The 21,294-nt window shown below is 45.0% G+C and carries 17 protein-coding genes; 5 read left to right on the top strand and 12 right to left on the bottom strand.

The annotated features are described in order from the left end of the window. The 7 genes from glgB to CAN90_RS12285 all read right to left on the bottom strand — a co-directional run bounded on the left by glgB (position 1) and on the right by CAN90_RS12285 (position 8,611). A complete protein-coding gene (glgB, locus tag CAN90_RS12255; protein WP_085834097.1) occupies positions 1-1,950 on the bottom strand; it encodes a 1,4-alpha-glucan branching protein GlgB in 1,950 nt (649 codons plus the stop codon). 508 nt (positions 1,951-2,458) lie between these two features. Next, positions 2,459-2,935, bottom strand: a complete 477-nt coding sequence (locus tag CAN90_RS12260; RefSeq protein ID WP_085834098.1) for a DUF6985 domain-containing protein — start codon at positions 2,933-2,935, stop codon at positions 2,459-2,461. A 384-nt stretch (positions 2,936-3,319) separates the two neighbouring features. Continuing rightward, the gene (locus CAN90_RS12265) at positions 3,320-4,204 is read right to left on the bottom strand and encodes a hypothetical protein (protein WP_085834099.1); all 885 of its coding nucleotides are present in this window, start codon (positions 4,202-4,204) and stop codon (positions 3,320-3,322) included. A 78-nt stretch (positions 4,205-4,282) separates the two neighbouring features. Next, entirely contained in the window at positions 4,283-5,680 is a 1,398-nt protein-coding gene (locus CAN90_RS12270) for a sensor histidine kinase (RefSeq protein WP_085834100.1), read from the bottom strand. Continuing rightward, positions 5,677-6,330, bottom strand: a complete 654-nt coding sequence (locus CAN90_RS12275; RefSeq protein WP_085834101.1) for a response regulator transcription factor — start codon at positions 6,328-6,330, stop codon at positions 5,677-5,679. Before CAN90_RS12275 ends, CAN90_RS12270 begins: the two co-directional genes overlap by 4 nt. 296 nt (positions 6,331-6,626) lie before the next feature. Continuing rightward, positions 6,627-7,643, bottom strand: a complete 1,017-nt coding sequence (gene gap / locus CAN90_RS12280; protein WP_085834102.1) for a type I glyceraldehyde-3-phosphate dehydrogenase — start codon at positions 7,641-7,643, stop codon at positions 6,627-6,629. 92 nt (positions 7,644-7,735) lie between these two features. Continuing rightward, complete coding sequence (locus CAN90_RS12285) at positions 7,736-8,611, bottom strand: hypothetical protein (RefSeq protein ID WP_085834103.1); 876 nt, start codon at positions 8,609-8,611, stop codon at positions 7,736-7,738. Between the two features lie 143 nt (positions 8,612-8,754). Here CAN90_RS12285 and spoIID point away from each other — a divergent pair, with 143 nt between their 5' ends. After that, on the top strand, positions 8,755-9,786 hold the full coding sequence (gene spoIID, locus CAN90_RS12290; RefSeq protein WP_085834104.1) for a stage II sporulation protein D: 1,032 nt from the start codon (positions 8,755-8,757) through the stop codon (positions 9,784-9,786). A 162-nt stretch (positions 9,787-9,948) separates the two neighbouring features. Here the strand turns inward: spoIID and CAN90_RS12295 are convergent, their stop codons facing one another. The 3 genes from CAN90_RS12295 to CAN90_RS12305 all read right to left on the bottom strand — a co-directional run bounded on the left by CAN90_RS12295 (position 9,949) and on the right by CAN90_RS12305 (position 15,609). After that, positions 9,949-13,134 (bottom strand): hypothetical protein, encoded by a 3,186-nt coding sequence (locus CAN90_RS12295; protein ID WP_085834105.1) that lies wholly within the window; start codon positions 13,132-13,134, stop codon positions 9,949-9,951. Between the two features lie 408 nt (positions 13,135-13,542). After that, the gene (locus tag CAN90_RS12300; RefSeq protein WP_242953649.1) at positions 13,543-15,174 is read right to left on the bottom strand and encodes an MORN repeat-containing protein; all 1,632 of its coding nucleotides are present in this window, start codon (positions 15,172-15,174) and stop codon (positions 13,543-13,545) included. Between the two features lie 252 nt (positions 15,175-15,426). Beyond that, positions 15,427-15,609 carry a hypothetical protein gene (locus CAN90_RS12305; RefSeq protein ID WP_242953650.1) on the bottom strand — a complete coding sequence of 61 codons (183 nt, stop codon included), beginning with the start codon at positions 15,607-15,609 and terminating at the stop codon, positions 15,427-15,429. 310 nt (positions 15,610-15,919) lie between these two features. Between CAN90_RS12305 and trmL the strand changes: the two genes are divergently transcribed. The 4 genes from trmL (at position 15,920) to gpmI (ending at position 20,241) form a co-directional block, all read left to right on the top strand. Beyond that, the gene (trmL, locus tag CAN90_RS12310) at positions 15,920-16,414 is read left to right on the top strand and encodes a tRNA (uridine(34)/cytosine(34)/5-carboxymethylaminomethyluridine(34)-2'-O)-methyltransferase TrmL (RefSeq protein WP_085834107.1); all 495 of its coding nucleotides are present in this window, start codon (positions 15,920-15,922) and stop codon (positions 16,412-16,414) included. Positions 16,415-16,634: 220 nt separating this feature from the next. Beyond that, entirely contained in the window at positions 16,635-17,831 is a 1,197-nt protein-coding gene (locus tag CAN90_RS12315) for a phosphoglycerate kinase (RefSeq protein ID WP_085834108.1), read from the top strand. Positions 17,832-17,923: 92 nt separating this feature from the next. Next, positions 17,924-18,694, top strand: a complete 771-nt coding sequence (gene tpiA / locus CAN90_RS12320; protein ID WP_085834109.1) for a triose-phosphate isomerase — start codon at positions 17,924-17,926, stop codon at positions 18,692-18,694. Positions 18,695-18,726: 32 nt separating this feature from the next. Beyond that, positions 18,727-20,241, top strand: coding sequence for a 2,3-bisphosphoglycerate-independent phosphoglycerate mutase (gene gpmI / locus CAN90_RS12325; protein ID WP_085834110.1), 1,515 nt, complete (start codon positions 18,727-18,729; stop codon positions 20,239-20,241). 81 nt (positions 20,242-20,322) lie between these two features. Here the strand turns inward: gpmI and CAN90_RS12330 are convergent, their stop codons facing one another. Together CAN90_RS12330 and CAN90_RS12335 are read right to left on the bottom strand one after the other, a co-directional pair. Next, positions 20,323-20,745, bottom strand: a complete 423-nt coding sequence (locus tag CAN90_RS12330; protein ID WP_085834111.1) for a hypothetical protein — start codon at positions 20,743-20,745, stop codon at positions 20,323-20,325. Positions 20,746-20,784: 39 nt separating this feature from the next. Beyond that, positions 20,785-21,201: a hypothetical protein gene (locus CAN90_RS12335; RefSeq protein WP_143750830.1), complete on the bottom strand. Its 417-nt coding sequence runs from the start codon at positions 21,199-21,201 to the stop codon at positions 20,785-20,787. Positions 21,202-21,294: the final 93 nt, after the last annotated feature.

Raw genomic sequence — 21,294 nt, forward strand, 5'->3', positions numbered from 1 at the left:
CTATTTTATTTCGCTGCTTTCATCTTTCAGTCGTTTACCGCTGCTTTTCTTAGGGCGGCGGCGCTTGCATCTTAAATAGAATACAGACATCGGCGGCAGTGTTAAGCTTATGCTTTGATTGTACCCGTGCATGGGAACGGGATGAGCCGAAATAGAATCTCCATTGCTAATGCCTGTACCGCCAAATTCTGCTTGGTCAGAAGAAAACACCTCTTCATAAATACCGTCAAACGGCACACCAATGCAGTAGTTTTCCCTTTGAACGGGTAAAAAATTACAAACAACAATCAGTTCTTTCCCCGCTTGGTCAATTCGGCGGAACGAAATCACACTTTGGGTGTAATCGTCGTTCGAAATCCATGAAAAGCCTTCCCACGAAAAATCGATTTGCCACAAAGCGGGGGTTTGCAAATAGAAGTGGTTGAGTGCCTTAAAAAAGCCTTGCGCCTGCTGGTGCAGTGGGTACTCCAGCAAAAACCACTCCAGCTGCTTTTCGTTGTTCCACTCTACAAACTGGCAGAACTCCGTTCCCATAAAGATAAGTTTTTTTCCGGGATGCGCCATCATATAACACATAAAGGCACGCACACCGGCCAGCTTTTCTTCATTCGAACCGGGCATTTTATTAATCAGTGAGCATTTTCCATGTACTACTTCATCGTGAGAAATGGGTAAGATAAAATTCTCAGAAAAAGCATAGAAGAATGAAAACGTGAGGTTATCGTGGTTATATCTGCGGTAAATGGGGTCTAGCGACATATACCGAAGCATATCGTTCATCCAGCCCATATTCCACTTATAATTAAAGCCCAAGCCGCCGCAATAGGTAGGGCGGGAAACAAGCGGCCAAGAGGTTGATTCCTCCGCAATCATCATTACATGAGGAGAAGCCTCAAACACTGCTTCGTTGAGCTTCTGAATAAATGTGACTGCCTCCAGATTCTCACGGCCACCCTTTTCATTGGGAAGCCACTCCCCCGCCTCACGGCTGTAGTCGAGATATAGCATTGAGGCTACGGCATCCATACGAATACCGTCAATATGGTATTGCTCCAGCCAGAACACAGCACTGGAGGTTAAAAAGCTGATGACCTCACTGCGGCCGTAGTCAAACACCAAAGTGCCCCAGTCTTTATGCTCCCCTTTTTTCGGGTCCTTATATTCGTAGCAAGGGGTTCCATCAAAACGAGCCAGGCCATTTTCATCTTTTGGGAAGTGTGCCGGAACCCAGTCAAGAATTACACCGATACCTTCATGGTGGCACTGGTCTACAAAATACATAAAATCTGCCGGTGTTCCATAGCGAGAGGTAGGTGCAAAATAACCGGTAACCTGGTAGCCCCAAGAGCCTTCAAATGGGTATTCGGTCAATGGCATTAGCTCTATGTGTGTGTAACCCATTTCGACCACATAGGGAATCAGCTCTTCTGCAAGCTGGCGGTAGGTATAGGAGCTGTCGTCCGCATTTTTACGCCACGAACCGGCATGAAGCTCATAGATATTAACCGGCTGGTTATAATGGGGCTTTTGCGCTTGCTTGCGCTTCCATGCGGCATCCTTCCACTGGTATTGCGGTAGAGAATAATATTTTGATGCATTCCCAAACCCATTTTCAAAATGGTATGCATAAGGGTCACTTTTAAATACCTTTGTACCATCCACCTGTTCTACACAGTATTTGTAGGAGGTAAACTCGGGCAATACAAAAGGCAAAGTACCCTCCCAAACGCCCTGGCTGATTTTCTTCAATGAATGCTCGTCGGCATCCCAGTCATTGAACTCGCCTGCAACGGTAACCGAAAGAGCATTCGGAGCCCATACACGGCACACCATGCAGGGGGACCCGTCCTGTTCCGCTTCGTGCATGCCCATATACTCATAAGCTCTGTAATTTGTACCCTGATGAAACAGAAAAAGAGGCAAATTAGAGCTTTGTGCTATGAATGACATGTGAATCCACTTCCTTCCAGAGCTTTCTGTTTTCATCATACCATAAATCCTTAAAAATTCAATAGTTTTAGTAATTTTCTTAAAACAAATTCATTGGTAATCTCAATAATTTGTTTATATATTACAAATAATAGAGAAAATGCTTATGTAATGAGTAAAGAGATTTGCGTTTTTCTTTCTCGACAAAATGAGTGAAATCTTGGTAGGCAGTTTTGGCATTAAGAGATATTGCTTCCTTGGAACTTAGACCACATTATTGTATCTTACTCGAGTCACCTTGTCATATTTTAGTAGAAAGAGAGGACTGCCTATTTTTCGTTATTCTTCCCGTTATAACTAGCGAATCCCAACACAAACTTTGTTACTATTATTTGACTACAAGTATCGTAATTTTAGAAAGACGGTATACGTGCTTTCGCACATATACCGTCTTTCTTACTTCGAAACGCAGAGCAAATCCGTATTGAGCTTTTTTGCCTTCGTGTTTGTTTCAACTATACCGTTCCGCTTAAATATCTTGGTCGGTGACCTCAATCACTTTCTCATTGACGAGAGCAACACTTAAAAGCTCGTAATCATTATTAACCCACTCCGCACTGAAAATCAATACAACAAATCTTCCTTCTAGCTCCAGGGACTCATGAGGCTGCGCATCGATTCGAATACTAATAAGCTTAACATGTTCCAACACATCATCCACCGTTTTGAACATTGGGTAGCTTTGTGTATGATCACTATCGTTCCAATGTTCATTTTGGTATTTGATAATAGCCTGTAAAACATCCGGCACTATTTTGTCCCAGTTTGCAAGCATTGCTTCATAAGCTTCACAGTGTTCCTCTTGAATTTCACCCTCCTCATATGGATCTGATATTACCAATTCTATTTCTGCTTCCTCGCCAGAAAACAGAACGACTTTCTTTGTAATAAATCCTTCATATTCATCGTATTCCAGCTCCCCAAACAACGGATGAGATTCTTGCATAAAACCACTCCTGCTTCTATTATTATTGAGTATAAGACATTCACAGCGGATTAAAAACGATTGGTCATTCGATGTTTAGAGCTTTCTTAAACATCCCAATTCCCACAATATGGTTGTAAGTATTATAATATAAGCCTAACGTTTTGTCAGCCAGTTATAAAAAATGAATTAGTTTATTTTTAAGATACACCATAAAAATATACAATCAATAGTTTCTATATGTAATACAAAAAAACCGCTCCTTTTCGATTAGAGAACTAACCAAAGAGGAACGGTTTTATTTTCTTACAAGCGTTAAATAGTGTAAAACATCCGCTTCTTTTCAGAGTTTCTAAGGATACAGACTGCCCTTATGTGAGTATTTCGTTGAAGTTTGTAGCAAGCTTATTTGCTTTTCGATTCTAACACCGCAGTACTGGAGCTCTTCGGTGCTTTATCCATTTCTGCCAACTCTTTATCAAGTTGCTTGATGGTGGCATCCTGTTCCAATACGTCACCATTGTAGCTAACATCCAAAAGCGCTTTGTCATATCGGGACAATTGAATGATGGCCAGTTGGCCGTTTTCTCCCACAATACGGAAGTTTACAGTAGGGTCATTGTAAGAATAGCCTTGCGAGGCAATGGTAGAAGATTTTACAGCACCACCTACCACATTAAGCTTTTCTGCATATTGCTTTGCAATGTTCTCCATTTCGGTAGGGTTTTTCGCGAGATTTGCATCGTAACCGAGATTGACCTTTGCAGAAATAATTCTGCCATAACCCGCCGTATAGACTTCTCCTGTAATGGCATCAATTGTAAAGATGTAAACCGGGTGCTCCGGTCCCTTTTTTCCATCGACCCAAAATTCACCCGACCATTTTGCGCGAATCGTGTCATGAGCAGCATTATACCCCATTTCAATGGTTTTTCCATTAAGGTTAAGCTTAAAAACGGACCAAAGTGCCTTTGCACCAATTTCAGCAGCTTTGTCTCGCGATATATCGTTCGCGGTGGGCTTACTGTTCCGGTAGGACTCAAGGTCGTTGTTTACGACGGTGTAGTTCGGCTTTACGTATCCATCCTGATTCTTACTTTGTGCCGGTGTTGCAGCAGTGTTGGAGCTAACAGGGTAATTGGTTGCCAGTGTAGTTACTTTGCTGCTCTCAGCAGCTACAGCTACTTGGGTCAACCCTTGAAATATCCCGGTGACAGCGCCGAGCATTAAAATAGCGGCAAGAAAGGTTTTACCAGCTCCGTTTTTCCTTTTTTCATTTTTGTATTCCATCCTAACATCTCCTTAAATTGTATTGTGTTTTACTACAACATAAGAATAAATCTGCAATATTGGCAAGTTATCATCAGGTTATGTTAAAGTTGTAAAAGTTATCGTTGCTGTTGTTCCAGCTCCGGGGTTGCTGGTAAGAGTCAGCTTTGCTTTGTGTCGCTCCACAATCTGCTCACAAATTGCCAAACCCAGCCCGGCTCCGCCATCACTACGATGCCTATGCCTTTCCACCCGGTAATATGGCTGGGTCACTTGGGAGAGTGCCTTTTGCGGAATTCCCTTTCCTTTATCCTCCACAGTAATGATTGGTGCATCGTCATATTCAAAAGCTTTCACCATAATTGGACTACCCGGATTGCTAGCCTTAATCGCGTTATCAATCAGATTGATTAGCAAACTTTCCAACAAATTCACATCGCCATAAATCTTCTGTATCTCACAATAGAACAGCAAGTCAATTTTCTTTTGCGATGCTTTTAGCAGCATGGCTTGCCTTACCTTTTGAAACAGATCTTCTACAGAAAGATGCTCCATATGAATTTGATCGATTCTCAGATTTGCCAGCTCCATCATTTGATAAGCCATTGCCTGCATCCGGCTGCTCTCAGACAGAATGCACTCCAAGGCAAATTGCTTCTCATCCTCTGAAATAGCAGCTCTTTGTAAATATTCAGCATACCCATAAATTGTAGTTAATGGTGTTTTTAGTTCATGAGCAAAATTATCTATAAAAAGTTGTTTGTTTTCCGCCGTAGCAACCAGTTCCTGCATTTGCCGTTGTATTTCGTCGGTCATTTGGTTAAAGCTGTTTGCCATGGCCGCTAGCTCATCAGTTCCCTTTATGGTAAGGCGAGTAGCATAGTCGCCTGCGGCAATCCGCTTGGATGTATTGGATATATCACTTAATGGCTGGAACAGCCTGTTTAAGAGCACCCGCAAACCAATTGCCAAAAATCCTGAGATAATTAGCCCAACACCAAACATCGTGTTTTTCATGCGGTTCCAGCCTTGTAGAGTACTAGAAATATCAGAGCGGTAAATAAGCGCATAATTGTTATAGGGCTCCGGCAAACGACCAGCTACCCAAACACTCAAGCTGCCACCATTCTTTTTCAGCGTGATTCGACGGTCTCTGTTTTGGGGTAGCTCGGAAAAACCCACCTCACCTTTTTCACCAAGGCTTGAGTAAACCAACGCATTTTCATCATAAATAGCGATGCCTGCCTTTTGATTTTTTGCTAGAATACCGTAAGGCTGAGATAAATCGGCAATGCCTTGTTTATAATCAACACCGCGGCTGTCAAGAGCGGTAATATCCCGAAGCAGCCCTGATGAAATGTAATAATGCAAGGCAGAGGAGCTTTCTTTGGCCTGCCCAACCGTCTCGCGATAAGTGTGGAAAGCGATGAGCATGATGCCGACATGAATAGTAATGACAAATAGCAGCAATGTCATGAAAAAGGTTCGCCGCTTCATGCCAGCACCTCCAGCCGATACCCAAGCTTGTACACTGTTTTTATACAAGCTTCCCACCCCAATTTTTTCCGGAGCTTTTGAATATGTACATCTACGGTCCGACAGTCGCCCTCAAAATCATATTCCCACACTAGCTCCAACAACTTATCGCGTGAAAGGGCAATATTACGGTTCGTAATCAAAACTTCCAATAATTCATATTCTTTTGGTGTTAAATCAACCATTTGCTGGTTACGGTAAACCAAACGTCCATCAAACTCCACTCGAACATTTTCCAGTTCAAATACTCTGGTGTCTTTTCTGGTGCGCCGTAAAACGGCTTCGACACGCGCAGTCAATTCCAGCATTTCAAAGGGCTTTGTAATGTAATCATCCGCACCCAAGGAAAACCCTTTTATTCGATCGACTAAACTATCTTTTGCGGTTAAAAAAATAGTTGGTGTCCGGTTTTCCTTCTCGAACAGAGAGAATCCATCCTGCTCTGGGAGCATAACATCCAAAAGAATAAGGTCATATCTATCTGTTTGCATTTCTTCCAGTGCAGCTTTTCCATCATACACACAAAAACATGTATGGCCCACAAGCTGCAAGCTTCTTTTAATTAACTCGTTTATTGTATATTCATCTTCCACAATCAAGATGTTCGCCATATCATCACCACCAAAGTTTATTATATCATCGTTATGTTATGAAGTTGTAAATTGCACTAAGTTTAGCGGATACTTTACCTGACGCTACAAACAGCATATCTTTTCTTAAAATGAATCGGTATATCTTACTGCAACATAAAAAACCGTTCCTTTTCGATTAGATCACTAATCAAAAAGGAACGGTCTTATTTTTGTATCATTGTTTTAACTCAGTGGATTTTATCGCACCAAGCACAACAAAATACAATTACTACTATTTTGTTGTAGTATTCAAAAACGGCTTAAAACAGCCACTTTTATTTATGATCGACACTGAACATGTGCTTAATTAAATCGAGCACCTTGTTGCTGTAGCCCCACTCATTGTCGTACCAAGAAACCAGCTTAACAAAGTTGGAATTCAGCATGATGCCCGCTTCTGCATCGAAAATAGAGGTACGGGGGTCGCCCAAGAAATCGGAGGAAACAACGGCATCCTCTGTATAACCCAAAATACCCTTCATCTCGTTTTCAGAGGCACGCTTAACTTCTGCGCAAATCTCTTCATAGGTTGCATCTTTCTCCAAACGGCAGGTCAAATCAACCACAGATACATCCAAGGTGGGAACGCGGAAAGACATGCCAGTCAAGCGGCCTTTGAGCTCGGGGATAACCAAGGTTGCAGCCTTCGCAGCACCAGTGGAAGAAGGAATAATATTGCCAGACGCAGCTCTGCCGCCTCTCCAGTCTTTTGCGGAGGGGCCGTCTACTGTTTTCTGGGTAGCGGTAGTGGAGTGAACGGTAGTCATAAGGCCCTCTGCAAGACCAAACTTATCGTTAATCACCTTTACCAGCGGAGCCAAACAGTTGGTTGTGCAAGACGCGTTGGAAACAACTGTCATATCGGAGGTGTAAACATCTAGGTTAACGCCGCACACAAAGGTGGGAGTCTCATCCTTAGCCGGAGCAGAGATAACAACCTTCTTTGCACCTGCGGCAATGTGAGCGGAAGCACTCTCTTTTGTTGCAAATACACCGGTGGATTCCACAACATACTCGGCGCCGTCAGCACCCCACGGAATGTTCTTGGGGTCTTTCTCAGCATGAACATTGATTGCTTTGCCGTTTACAAGCAGCTTGCCATCTTTCGTGCCGATTTCGCCCTCAAATCTGCCGTGCATTGTGTCATACTTCACCATATACACCATGTAATCCAGATCAATAAAGGGATCGTTAATCCCAACAATCTCGAATTCATCTGGTTGAGCCACCGCCGCACGGAATACCAAACGGCCGATGCGGCCAAATCCGTTGATGCCAATTTTAATAGACATAGTACAACCTCCTATTAATCGATTTAAAGCTTTCCTTGTCTTTCCATTATTCTATATGATTTTCAGGAATAATACAAGACTTTGCGAAAAAATTAACTAATTATATTTGCTTCTTGGTGTTTTGCAAGAGCATTCCCCAACGCAGAGATTTTTACACCCAGCGAAAGTAAAAACAGTGCAATAACCAAGTACAAAACGCTGCTCTCCATACTCATGGAGCAAAATTCACCCTTGCCCAACGCATACATCAATAGATTCGGCACGGTAACCGTGAGTGCCAACAGGCTGTAGCACAAGCCAGAGGAAATCATCAGCCTGCGGCTGCGAAGGTCATCCACTCCGGCTAAAAAACGAGATTGCGCAAACAGGCATAGGAGCAAAAAGATTACCATAAACATAGAATACAGGCTCTCAATGGTGTTCACAACCTCGGTATAACGAACGAACATCACCGTTAAATCGAGGCAAGACCAAAGCGGCACGAACAGAGAAGCCACAGGTAAGGCTTTATAAGGATTTCTGCCAACTGCCAAGCCATAAGTGAGCACTAAAAAATTGATTGCTGCCATAGCGCCTAGCAGCGCCAGCGAGCCGTAAAGCCCCGGGTGCTGCACCCAAATGGGGAGCTGCTGCGTAGGGTCGTCGTACCAATTGTCGCGCCCGCCCGCCACAAGCATGAGCTGGCGAACCGAAAATATGAGTAAAGCGGCTCCGCTGAGTCCGCCGAAAATAACTGCCGGAAAGCCGGACAAATCCCCAAAGGTAAAGGCGACTTGCTTCTCTCGCCGCACAAGAAGCAAAATGCCTGCGCAGCCTAATATCAATGCGGCAGACACCACTCCCGCCGTAACGTCTCCATCCGTAAAAAAGCCCGTTTTACTGTCTACAAAATTGGTTAATTGGTACAGGCGAACTGGCATTGCCAATACGCAAGCAACCACAAATACGATCCATACTTTTTTTATCATTCTAGTAAGGCCCTTTCTATTCAGCCCGGCGGTCGCTCTGCGATCTCCCCGTTTCTGGCACACTTTTCAATCTATTCATCATTTTATATCACGTATCCCGCAAAGTCAATACAAGTGGCGGCTTTGCGGGGAAAGGAGCCCGTATGAAAGGCAAAACTGCATGGTGCTTGGTTCTATTTCTTCTCCTCCTGCTCATCCCCTTAATTGCTCTGGGCGCAAAGGTACCAGATAAAGGTAACTCTCCCCCTACTCCATCTCGTGTGGAAAGCAGCCAACCACCTGCACCTGAATCGCAGTCGAAAACAGAAACACCGCCGAGCACGAAAACAGCCGCCGTATTTAAGATTCTGGATGAGCCCACCGGCAAAGTGCTCACGGTGGACGACAAGGAGTTCCTGTACGGCGCCGTAGCAACTGAGATGTCTCCTGAAAGCCCGGTAGAGGCCCTCAAGGCGCAGGCGGTGAGTGCATACACCTATTACGGCCGCTTGCGCGCACAGCAAAAGGAGAAGCCGGATGCCGCTCTCAAAGGAGCCGATTTTTCGGCAGACATCTCCGGCTGGAAGCTTTACACCACCAAAGAGGAAATGCAGAAGCGCTGGGGCAAGAACTTTGATACTTATTACAAAACATTGGGACAGGTTGCCGATGCCGTATACGGGCAAACGCTCAAGAGCGACGGGCAGTTAATTTGCGCAACCTACTATGCCATATCATCCGGCAACACGGAGGCGGCAAAGGATATTTGGGGCGGCGATTACAGCTACCTCGTACCCGTTGCAAGCCCGGGGGATGTTTACGCCAGTGGTTATAACACTACGGTTACGTTAGCGCCACAGCAGGTGCAGCAGGCGTCGCAAAAGCAATGGGGTATCTCGCTAAATGGTGACCCCACGAAATGGTTTGGCAAAGCCGAAAGAACCTCTTCCGGCTCGGTAATAACTCAGGCACTTGGTGGCAAAACCGTAAAGGGCGGTGAGGTACGTACAGCATTCGGATTGCGGTCAGCAAATTACACGGTTACCTATGCGAAAGAGAAATTCACTTTTACGGTAAAGGGCTACGGGCATGGAGTCGGAATGAGCCAAGCAGGTGCCGAATACATGGCAGAGCATGGCTCCAACTACCAGCAAATTCTTGCTTGGTATTACCCCGGCGCAACACTAGTAAAATAAAACGCACAAGAGGGGGCTGCCATACGGCAGCCCCCTTATTTTGGCACATTTCGCGCGCACACGCACAAAGCGGCGGTCTGGAAGATGAAATCCAAACCGCCGCAACGCAAATACAGCTAACAGTAATTATTTACTTCACTTCGAACTCAAAAGTAACTTAAATTACTTCAGGTTAGAAACGTTGTTACCCTTTACACCGGCAGATGCTGCGCCATTAGCAACAACAAACTTAACGGATACGTGGGTATCGCCAACCTTAGCAACTACATAAGCAGTACCGGGGTTCTGAGCGGTTACTCTGTAAACGCCATTGCCGCGGGGAGCGATGGAAACAACCTTACCATTTACGGTAACAACCGGAACAGCAGTTGTGCCGGTGGTGGAGAATTTCACATCGTATGCTTTGCCAGGAGCAAAGGTGTAGGAAGTTGTATCAGCCTTCAGTGTGCCGTTAACCTTGGAAACGTTCACGATTGTGGTTGCAGTTGCGCCGTTCGCATCAGTTGTGGTGATGGTTGCGGTACCAACAGCAAGAGCCTTAATCTGGAACTTGTAGCCACGAGCATCAGCAGCGTTGAAGAGCTCAACAGTTGCGATCTGAGTGTCGGAAGAAGCAGCAGTCATAACTGCGCCAGTGGAGGACTTTGCAATGTACTGGTATACAGAGCCAGTGCCCATGTTAACTGTCTTAGTGTCAACAGTAACAGTGGAAGCAGGAACTGCGGTAGCAATAACTGTAGCAGAAGCAGACACATAACCGTCAATAGAATTGCCGTTTTCATCAACAACAGTAGCAGTTACAGTTGCTTTATTATCAGTTGCATAATCCTTGTTAAAGTCAAGTGCTTTAATAGTAGCAGTGTTGCCATCGGTGGTCATGGTGAAATAATCATCATTTGCATCGATATCCCAATGAATGGAAGCGCCAGCAGGCAGTGCAGTACCAGTGGGATAGTTAGCAACGCTCAAAGTATCAGAGTAGCCTTTAGCAATAGAGAGATCAGCTTTGTTGAGCTGCACACCAGCAAAAGTTACAGCAGAAATTACAAACTTATCAACATCACTATTTGCAGCCTTCTGCTCAACTGTGTAGCCGAGTGTTTTGAAATCATCAACGCTGACTGCACTGGAGTAAGCCTGGAATGCAGTTGCACCAGCAGACAAACCATCGGTGAGCTTCAGTGTAATGTCTTCCATGCTGTCTTCAATGAACAGCTTGCCAGCGGGAACTGCCAAAGTACCATCACCAGATACACTGTTGATGCGGCCACCAGCAATTGTGAGCATACCATCTTCATCTTCAATGTCGATGGAACCAGCATCTAAAGTACCTTTTACAACAACCTTAGAAGCACCCAAAACATCAATATTTACATCGGAAGTATTGATGATAGAGCTAATTGAACCAGTGAAATCATCAAATGTGAGATCATTCTCGTAGTCAGCATCAACTACATTAATAGAAACGTTCTCGTCATTCAAGAAAATCTCGCCCTTTACAGTGCCAGTAATCTTAACAAGAGCATCGCTAGAAGAAGAAATCTCAACTTTGGGTTCATCTTTGTCTTTTGCTGTTACATTGCCGTTGATGGTGGTAGCAATTTCATCATCATCAGCGTCGATGTCAACAGTTTTACCCTTGACATCACCAGCAATTGTGCCACCATTAATGGTAACAACAGCCTTGTCTGCGTCGATTTCCTTAGCTTTACCTTCGTCAATAGTAATTGTAGGGTTATTGCCCTTTTGCTTCAAGGTACCAACATTACCGTCGTCAATGTCAATTATGTTAGACTCAATGTCACCAGTAGTAGCTCCATCAACTGTAATTCTAGCAGCATCATTACCAGTAATTTTACCAACCTTACCACCGTTTACATCAAGAGCAGTAACATTATCAGCTAGCTTAATATCATAGCCAGTGATGGAAATTGCTTTGGACTTTTGCTCGGTGCTCCACTTATCACTATCAAAATCAATGGACTCGCCATATTCACTAATATAAGTAGAACTACCCTTCTTATTAATCTCCAGGCCACTGTAATTTACAGTCCACTGCTTAGCAACAGTAAATTTGTAGGTGTCCTTCTTATCGCTATCTGTTTTTGTGTTCAGAGTAGCCTGAGTGGAAATTGTGCCAGTAGAAGCATATTTTACTTTGCTTACATTGTCGCCTTTAAGAGCAGAATCTAAAGCAGTCTTAGCATCAGTAACTGCCTTTTCAAGAGCAGCCTTCTTTGTTACATCTCCGGCTTTAGCATCTGCTAGATCATCCTCTGCAGTTTTTACAGCAGCAGTTTTTGTAACAACGGTAGCTGCAGCAGTATTGTATTTTTCAAGTTTATCCTGTGCAGCCGCCAGAGCAGCCTGCGTTTCAGCGGTAGAAGCAGCATCATCGGCAGCTTTTGCGTCAGCTACAGCTTTCTCTAAATCGGTTTTGCTTAGGTCTTTATAATTTTCATCATCCTGAGCAGTTTTTAACTCATCTTTTGCTTTAGTTACAGCTTCCTCAAGAGCAGTAAAGTCTCCTGCTGTATAATTTGCAAGAGCTGCCTTTGCATCCGCAAGAGCTTCACGGGCAGAATCTACAGTATCGTTACCTTCACCAACCTCTTTAAAGGTAGTGGGAAGAGTGTAAACGCCAGCTTCAAAAGGAACTCTAACGTTTTTATTAAGAGCAAAAGCTTTATCGCTTGTTGTTTTAACAGTAAAGCCCTTGTCTGTTGTAACTAAAGTGTACTTAGCATGCATAGAAGAATCCGAAACCTGAGAAGCCTCATACACACCAAAGGTCAATTCTTTATCATTGGTGGAAGCAACTTCAACAGAATCAGGCTTATCATCTACAATCTCATTATCTGTTACTTTTGCAACAATCTGAGCACCTACAGGGTTAGCATAAATCGTGATGTCTTTCTTTGCTCTTACTTTAACGGTTTTGTCATCACGATCATATTCGCCTTCATAGGTAACAGTGATAACTTCTTTGCCCTTTGCGTCTTTCGACAAATAAAGCGCATTCTCAACATCGTTATCGCCCTTGGTGTTATCCTTAATGGACTTCACGATGCGGTCACCAGATGCATGAGTGAAGCTTACAAACTCAACATCACTTGCTTCCTCGTTGTCATAAGTTTTTACTGTCGGGTCGCCAAGGAACTCATCGATGTTAATCAGACCATCTTGATTACTGTTGCTCACCAAGTACAGCTCATCAGTGTCAACGGTCAGTCTGCCATTCTCACGAGTAGAAGTAGCAGCGGATGCAAAGTTCAGGGATGAAAAGCTTGAAACGATCATGGCAGAAGCCAGAACCAGAGACAAAACTTTGCTTTTGGTTTTGTTCATCCTTTTTAGTCCTCCTTAAAAATATCGTTTTTGTTGTGCGTATTTGCGTTGTGCTTATGAAACGTAAACATACATGGCAGCTCTGGGTTTCGCCCCCCAGAACAAACGGAAGTAACCACCGTTCCGTAAGAAACTTACAGCCACACCGTTTATATGTTTAGTTGAATTATACGGGATAGCGGACAGAATGTCAAGGACATTTTTGCCTTTTTTTCAAATTTTAACACCCCGCGAAGCCTTGGTACGCCTAGGTTTCTCAGTATTTTCCATGGCAAATTCAGTTATGTCCAATTCATAGACTAATTGTTAACAATTTATGAATTATTACATTTTTCTGTCTTTTTTCTTTCCATGCGCTGCATGGGATTTTTTTGGAACAAGCTGTTTTGCAGGCAGGTTCTCACTTTCTCATTCGCCGTTAACCGGTCGTCCGTTTTGCCATTTGCCCGAAAATTCAATTTGTCCATTTGGGGTATAAGAGGTACCCACTCCATGGCGCACTCCGTTTTTCCACTCGCCGGAATAACAGATGCAGCCGTTCGCATCAAACAGCGTTACCTCGCCGCTAGGTACGCCGTTTTGCCAGCGAGCCACCAGCAGAGTGCCATCCTTTCTGCGAAAGCTGACGCCCACGCCGTGGCGCTGCCCATCTTGGAGCGCACCTGCGTAGCACACCGCGCCATCCGCTCCCAGCACTGCGCCAGAAGCACCGGGGCGGTCCTCCTGCCACATACCGGCATACAGGCCGCTGCCGTCCGGTCGAAAGCCCACACCTGCACCGTCTCGAAGATTGTTACGCCAAGAACCGGCATAGCACAAACGGCCCGTTCTATAATAGAAAGAGCCAAAGCCATCCCGCATGCCACGAGAATACGTTCCCTCATAGGCGGTATTGCCACTCGGCATTTCGGTTCTGCCCCTGCCGTGGCGTTCCCCGCCCAGCAGCTCACCATAATACAGGTAATGCTCCGTTTGGCTGATGACAATGTGGTGCACCGCCCGCGGGATTTCCTCTGCCGCCTCTGGTAATTCCGGTGCTATGGGAGCAGACAGCCCCGGTGCGCGCACGGTTCCATCAAACCCGCACTTTGCCACCGTATACCGAACGGGAGGTGTTTTCTCCTCTTGCTCCGGAGTTGCTTTTTCCGAAGGATTGCTTTGCGCTTCTGGAACATCCGGCTGGGTGGAATCTTTTTTTGGTAAATCCTGCATCAATTGAGAATTCCTGCATATTTCCCCATGGCGGATGCCCAAGCCCTCTTCCATTTTTCGTATCTGCTCCATTAAATCAGCTACGCCAATGTGCGGCTCCGGATTCTCGAGAGGATTTGAAAACTTCTTTTTTTCGTCTTGCTTTTCCTCTACAGTAGGAGGAGCAGAAGCGGGCTTGTCCGGTGTAAAAATAGGGATTAACGAGATTGCTCCGCTTTTCAGCCGCTCTTGCAATTCAATTCGCTTTTGGTATTCCTCCTGCGAGCAATAACACACATCACCGTCCAGTCGGGCAGCAATCACCTGTGGCTCGCCCACTTCCGAATCAATCCTTGCCTGTTCTGCGGTTCCCATAAAAATGGGGCAGGCAACTAGCACGGTATGGCTCTCATCCCCATTTTGCTCTTTGCGTGTGAGTGTTAGCGTACCCGGCTTCTCTGTGGAAGCAGAGAGAAGCTCTTGTACTGAGCCATCCGGCGCAAAGAATTCCGCCTGCTCCAAATGATGCTCCTTATTAAATTGGATTCTGCTGCGAAGCGAACCGTTTTCATTATAATAGGAAAGCAGCCATACGTCCGGCGTAGAGCTTACCTGCTCCATCAGGCGGCGGTCTACGTGTTTTTCCCAAGCAAAGCTGCTCGAAGACAAGGTGTAGCGCACCTGTACCATCAGGCCATCTTCTAAATAGGAAAGACGTTCTTTTTTCTTATGTAACCCGCCAGCTTCAAAAAAATCCTTTCGGGCTTGGTACAACAACCCGTGCAGTGAAGCGAGGGCGCTGTACCCTTTATAATAAATTGTTAGTATCTCTTGCTCCGAAACCTGCATGGCTCGAAACCTCCCAATGCCTGATCATCATATTTATAATCGAAAAGTATGCAATTGTTCCATTTCATTCTAAGAGTAGTGAAATACTCAAAACAAAACCGATTTATGTTACATTAAATTAGTTTATCTGATGCAAGTTTCTTTGGCAAGGGAAACGTGGCGGTTTTTTGCGATTTTCTTCAAAAAGAAAGCTGCCGTAAAACAAAGCGGAAGTTCCGCATCCGTTTTACGGCAGCCGTGCCTGGGCTGTTTTTATTTGAACATATACTCCATGTTGTCCAGCACGCCATTTACTTTACGCATTGCCTTATTGGCTGTGCGTTTGATTTGACGGTTGTTGCCTTTCATCGCTTTGCTGCCCACACTGGCAATTGCCATGCCGGCTGCCAGCCCTGCACTAATGCCTTTCATGAATCCTTTTGTTTCATTATACATTTCGCATACCCTCCATATGGTGTAGATCATTTTCAGACCCAACATTATTTATTCCCTCCACACTCGATAGATAATCAGAAAGATTATGGCAAAACCATTTCAATGGGGAATGATTCCAAGCCTTTTTGCAACACTAACTTTTTTCACTTTCTATATAAAATCAGATGAGATACGCGCCTATTCTCGCTGAACTTTGTATTTTTTTGATTTTTTTGTTGTTTTAGCAATAGACTTTTTCTGTCGCTTGCATTATGATTGGTATGGTAAACGACAATAATTCCCAAACTAACCGTGAAAGGATTACCCAAACATGGCAACCCTAAATATTGTGATGGTAGAACCCGAGATTCCCCAGAACACGGGCAATGTGGCGCGTACCTGTGCCGCAACCGGAGCTACCCTGCACTTAGTTGGGCCAATGGGCTTTACCATTGACGATAAAAAACTAAAGCGTGCCGGGCTAGATTACTGGCATTTGCTCGATATTCGCTACTATGATAATTTGTCCGATTTCTTCAAACAAAATTCCGGGCATTTTTTCTATTTTTCAACCAAAGCGCCCCGTAACCATTCGCAGGCAACCTACCCAGACAACAGCTACCTTGTGTTTGGCAAAGAAACCGCCGGCCTGCCGGAAGCCCTCTTGCAAGAAAATCCCGATTCCGTTGTGCGAATTCCCATGCTGGAAGAAGCACGCAGCCTAAATCTTTCAAACGCTGTGGCAATAGGCGTTTATGAGGTGCTTCGCCAATGGGATTACCCCCGTTTAAATCAAATTGGTCAGCCGCGAAGCTTTGAATGGTAATTTTGTGCGGTAATCGAATAAAAAAGCCCTACGCACTTGAAAAGAAATGAAATATATTATAAAATAGTATGAGATAATTAATTATTTAACAATAGTGTGTCCCATACAAGCAAAACCATTTGCTACTTCATAGAAAAACTTGCTTACAATGATTATTCTTAGCATTACAACCCACGTTAACCGTGAAGTATCCATTTCTATAAAATAAGGAGTGCAGCATATGAACTATCTGAACAAAAAGAGTGTGGAAGATATTGACGTAGCGGGCAAACGCGTTTTGGTCCGTTGTGACTTTAATGTTCCCTTTGACGGCGAAGGAAAAATTTCGGACCCCAAGCGTATTGATGAGGCTCTCAGAACCATCCGTTACCTGATTGACCACCACGCAAAGGTCATCCTCTGCTCTCACTTGGGTCGCCCGAAGGGAGAATTCAACCCCAAATATTCTTTGGCACCCGTTGCTGAATACCTTTCTAAGGTACTCAGCCAGCCTGTGCAGATGGCGAAAGATGTGATTGGCGACAGCGCCAAAGCAATTTGCTCTTCTTTAAAGGAAGGCGAAGTGGCTCTTCTCGAAAACGTGCGTTTCCATAAGGAAGAAGAAAAGAACGACCCAGATTTCTCAAAGGCATTGGCGTCTTTGGCTGAAATTTACGTAAACGACGCGTTTGGTACTGCACACCGCGCACATGCTTCCACCGCTGGTGTGGCAGCTTACCTGCCTGCTGTATGCGGCTATTTGATTCAGAAAGAGATTATCGTTATGGGCGGCGCTCTTGCGAATCCCAAGCGCCCCTTTGTATCCATTTTGGGCGGTGCAAAGGTATCCGATAAAATTGGCGTAATTAGCAATTTGCTGGATAAAGTCGATACGCTCATCATTGGCGGCGGTATGGCTTACACCTTTATGAAGGCACTCGGCTACTCCATTGGCACCTCTATCTGCGAGGATGACAAGCTGGAACTGGCGCAGGAAATGATGGCAAAAGCAAAAGAGAAGAATGTAAAATTCCTCATTCCGCTGGATAACGTGATTGCCGATAAATACGACGAAAACGCCGACCACAAGATTTCGGATTCCGACCGAATTCCCGATGGCTGGATGGGGCTTGATATTGGGCCCAAAACACAAGAATTGTTTACTTCTGCTTTGGTTGGCGCTGGTACCGTTGTATGGAACGGCCCGATGGGCGTTAGTGAGTGGAAAAACTTTGCGGCAGGTACCGAGGCCGTAGCAAAAGCGGTAGCCGAAAGCGGTGCAATCTCAATTATTGGCGGTGGTGACTCCGCAGCAGCTGTGGAACAACTTGGCTTTGCGGACAAAATGACTCACATCTCTACCGGCGGCGGTGCTTCCCTGGAATTCCTTGAGGGATTAGAGCTGCCCGGCATTGCCTGCCTGAACGATAAAAACTAAGGATGCAAAAGGGCAGGCGGCACGTCTGCCCTTTTCTTCACGGAGCATCCGTATCGCGGTGCTTCTAACAGATAGAAAGGATGATCCCTCCTATGAATAAAGATCTAAGAAAAGCCGTAATAGCCGGTAACTGGAAGATGAACAAAAACCCGGAACAGACAAAAATTTTATTAGGTGAAGTCGCACCATTGGTTGCGAATGCAAAATGCGATGTCGTCGCATGCGTTCCGTTCCTTGATCTTCCCGCAGCATTAGAGGCTGCAAAAGGCACCAACATTCAAATTGGCGCACAGAATTGCCACTGGGAGGAAAGCGGCGCATATACTGGTGAAATTGCCGCGAACATGCTTACCTCCATTGGTGTTACTTATGTAATTATCGGCCACAGTGAGCGCCGCACCTATTTTGGTGAAACCGATGAAACAGTCAACAAACGCATTCGTGCCGCACTGAATGCTGGTCTTACGGTTATTCTGTGCGTAGGTGAAACACTCGAACAGCGTGAGCAGGGCATTACTGAAGAGCTGGTTGCTCTGCAAACAAAGATTGCGCTGTTAGGCGTAACAAAAGAAGAGCTCTCCCGCGTCATCATTGCTTATGAACCCATTTGGGCAATTGGAACAGGTCGCACGGCTACCGCCGAACAAGCTGGCGAGGTTTGTGGTGCAATCCGCAAGGTTATCGCCGCTCTGTACGACAAACAAGCTGCGGAGGCTTTCACCATTCAATATGGCGGCTCGATGAATGCCAAAAATGCCGATGAGCTGCTTACTCAAACCGATGTTGACGGCGGCTTAATTGGCGGCGCCTCACTGAAAGCCGCAGATTTTGCGGAGATTATCCGCGCTGCCACGGAGGGCTAATCCCTTAACTGTATCGCAAAGGAGAACCTTTTATGAAAAAACCTTTGATTTTAATGATTTTAGATGGATTCGGCTATGCCCCGGAATATGGTAACGCCATTATGGCGGCAAAAAAACCGAATCTGGATCGCCTTTTCCGTGAGAACCCCATCACACAAATTGGGGCATCCGGCCTTAATGTTGGCCTGCCGAACGGGCAGATGGGCAACTCTGAGGTTGGCCATACCAACATTGGCGCGGGGCGCATTGTATACCAAGAACTTACTCGAATTTCAAAAGAAATTGAAGACGGTGATTTTTATAAGAATCCCGCTCTTATCAAAGCGGTAGCTGCTGCAAAGGCGAAAGGCACTGCACTTCACCTCATTGGTCTACTCTCCGATGGCGGTGTGCACAGCCACAACAGCCATATGTACGCGCTATTGGAGCTCGCAAAGCAGCACGGCTTAACGGAAGTTTATGTTCATGCCCTACTGGACGGCCGAGACGTTCCTCCTTCCTCTGGTAAAGCCTTTGTAGAGGATTGTCTTGCTAAAATGCAGGAAATTGGTGTAGGTAAAATTGCAACCGTAGCAGGGCGCTACTATGCAATGGATCGTGATAACCGCTGGGAGCGCGTCTCAAAAGCATACAACGCAATGGTAATGGGCGAGGGCGTTCAAAGCACCGACCCCGTGGCTTCCGTTGCAAAATCGTATGCAGACGGCGTTACTGACGAGTTCGTTCTACCCATTGTTTGCGGACCCGAAGGTCGCATTTCCGCCAATGATTCTGTGGTTTTCTTTAACTTCCGCCCAGACCGTGCAAGGGAGCTGACTCGCGCATTTGTCGACCCGGAATTTACGGGCTTCGAGCGCGCCAACGGTTTCTTCCCTCTTACCTACGTCTGCATGACACAGTATGATGCAACCATGCCGAATGTTGATGTTGCGTTCCACCCGCAGAGCCTAAAAAACACACTGGGTGAGTATCTGTCCGATTTGGGCATGACCCAGCTACGCATCGCCGAAACGGAGAAGTATGCGCATGTCACGTTCTTCTTTAACGGTGGCGTAGAGACCGTATACCCCGGAGAGGATCGTGTACTCATTAAATCCCCTGCAGTTGCCACGTATGACTTACAGCCGGAGATGAGTGCATATGCTGTAACCGATGCTTTGGTCGAGAAGATTGACAGCGGCATGTACGATGTCATCATTCTAAACTTTGCCAATTGCGATATGGTAGGCCACACCGGTGTCTTTGATGCCGCAAAAGCCGCTGTGGAAGCCGTAGATACCTGCGTAGGCCGTGTTGTTGAGGCAATTGAGCGCATGCACGGCACAGCCATTATTACCGCAGACCATGGCAATGCCGAAAAAATGTACGAGGAGGACGGTTCCCCCTTTACCGCACATACCACAAATCCGGTTCCGTTCTGTGTTGTGGGCTACCCCTGCAAGCTGCGTGAAAACGGCAAGCTGGCAGATATTGCCCCCACCATGCTCAAGATTCTAGGCCTACCTCAGCCGCCAGAAATGACAGGCGAAAGCATTATTGTAGATTAATTTCTTCATTATATTTAAAAGAAAGCGATTCTTTAATATAAACCAAAAGGGTTCATTCCAATACTGGAATGAACCCCTTTTTTAATGCCGGTAAAATTGAACTTCCGTACTCTTCTCTACGTCGTAAAAGTAAAAGGAGTTTTTGCCTAAAACAATAATTGCGTTTTGTGTCTGGTCGCTCGCTTTGAGCAGATAAAGATTTTCATCTACATGCTCATAGGTTCCCTCTAACAAAAGCTTTTCTCTGTTTTCTCCCTCTACCGCAGATTCCAACCTTTTTACTTGAAACTTATCTCCATTGAAACTGGCGGTATAAGAATCGGATAAAGAAGATTTCAATCGGTATTGGCCATCGATTGAATCAGAAGGTGTATTTTGGTCTATCTTGTTCATCATTCCAACAAACAAGCCTAAGAATAAAAGAACCGTAATCATAAGAATTGGGAAAGAAATTGTTTTCTGACAAAAACGACCAAACCATTCTCGCATTGCTTTTCTATCCATATCAACCTCCTGCTAGAATCTAGGCTAACAAATTGACAGCTAATAAAAATGTGGGATACTATCTGTTTTTGAATCGTAAAAATAGAAATTACGCTTACCTAAAACCACAATCATATTTTTTGAGGGGTCTTCAGGCTTAAGCAAATAAAGATTTTCTCTCAAATGCTCATAGCGTCCTTCCAATACAAGCTCTTTTTGATTGGGATCTTTTTGAGAAAGTCTTTCAATTTTAAATTCATTGTGAAAAAAACGGGCATTATAATACACCGCTGAAGTTGGTAGAGATCGATACATTCCAAATAGCTTGCCGGAGGGATTAATCTGTTCTAAATGGTTCATCATACCAGCGGATACGAATAGAAATAATAGAACAATTATCAAATAAATGGGCAGAGGAATCCTCCTTTTCAAAAATCGAGAGCAACGACCCCTTACTGATTCTTTTTCAGATTCCAAAACAGCTCCCCCCTGGCATCTTTCTTATTCATTTAAAATAAATACATTTGTATTTGATTATAGGACAGTAAAAGCATAGTGTCAAATTATTTA

The sequence above is a fragment of the Clostridium merdae genome (assembly GCF_900176635.1).
Lineage (GTDB): Bacteria > Bacillota > Clostridia > Oscillospirales > Acutalibacteraceae > Faecalispora > Faecalispora merdae.

Excerpts from the sequence above, each read along its gene's own strand:
- glgB (WP_085834097.1), bottom strand. The coding sequence starts at position 1,950 with ATGTCATTCATAGCACAAAGCTCTAATTTGCCTCTTTTTCTGTTTCAT.
- CAN90_RS12260 (WP_085834098.1), bottom strand. The coding sequence starts at position 2,935 with ATGCAAGAATCTCATCCGTTGTTTGGGGAGCTGGAATACGATGAATAT.
- CAN90_RS12265 (WP_085834099.1), bottom strand. The coding sequence starts at position 4,204 with ATGGAATACAAAAATGAAAAAAGGAAAAACGGAGCTGGTAAAACCTTT.
- CAN90_RS12270 (WP_085834100.1), bottom strand. The coding sequence starts at position 5,680 with ATGAAGCGGCGAACCTTTTTCATGACATTGCTGCTATTTGTCATTACT.
- CAN90_RS12275 (WP_085834101.1), bottom strand. The coding sequence starts at position 6,330 with ATGGCGAACATCTTGATTGTGGAAGATGAATATACAATAAACGAGTTA.
- gap (WP_085834102.1), bottom strand. The coding sequence starts at position 7,643 with ATGTCTATTAAAATTGGCATCAACGGATTTGGCCGCATCGGCCGTTTG.
- CAN90_RS12285 (WP_085834103.1), bottom strand. The coding sequence starts at position 8,611 with ATGATAAAAAAAGTATGGATCGTATTTGTGGTTGCTTGCGTATTGGCA.
- spoIID (WP_085834104.1), top strand. The coding sequence starts at position 8,755 with ATGAAAGGCAAAACTGCATGGTGCTTGGTTCTATTTCTTCTCCTCCTG.
- CAN90_RS12295 (WP_085834105.1), bottom strand. The coding sequence starts at position 13,134 with ATGAACAAAACCAAAAGCAAAGTTTTGTCTCTGGTTCTGGCTTCTGCC.
- CAN90_RS12300 (WP_242953649.1), bottom strand. The coding sequence starts at position 15,174 with ATGCAGGTTTCGGAGCAAGAGATACTAACAATTTATTATAAAGGGTAC.
- CAN90_RS12305 (WP_242953650.1), bottom strand. The coding sequence starts at position 15,609 with ATGTATAATGAAACAAAAGGATTCATGAAAGGCATTAGTGCAGGGCTG.
- trmL (WP_085834107.1), top strand. The coding sequence starts at position 15,920 with ATGGCAACCCTAAATATTGTGATGGTAGAACCCGAGATTCCCCAGAAC.
- CAN90_RS12315 (WP_085834108.1), top strand. The coding sequence starts at position 16,635 with ATGAACTATCTGAACAAAAAGAGTGTGGAAGATATTGACGTAGCGGGC.
- tpiA (WP_085834109.1), top strand. The coding sequence starts at position 17,924 with ATGAATAAAGATCTAAGAAAAGCCGTAATAGCCGGTAACTGGAAGATG.
- gpmI (WP_085834110.1), top strand. The coding sequence starts at position 18,727 with ATGAAAAAACCTTTGATTTTAATGATTTTAGATGGATTCGGCTATGCC.
- CAN90_RS12330 (WP_085834111.1), bottom strand. The coding sequence starts at position 20,745 with ATGGATAGAAAAGCAATGCGAGAATGGTTTGGTCGTTTTTGTCAGAAA.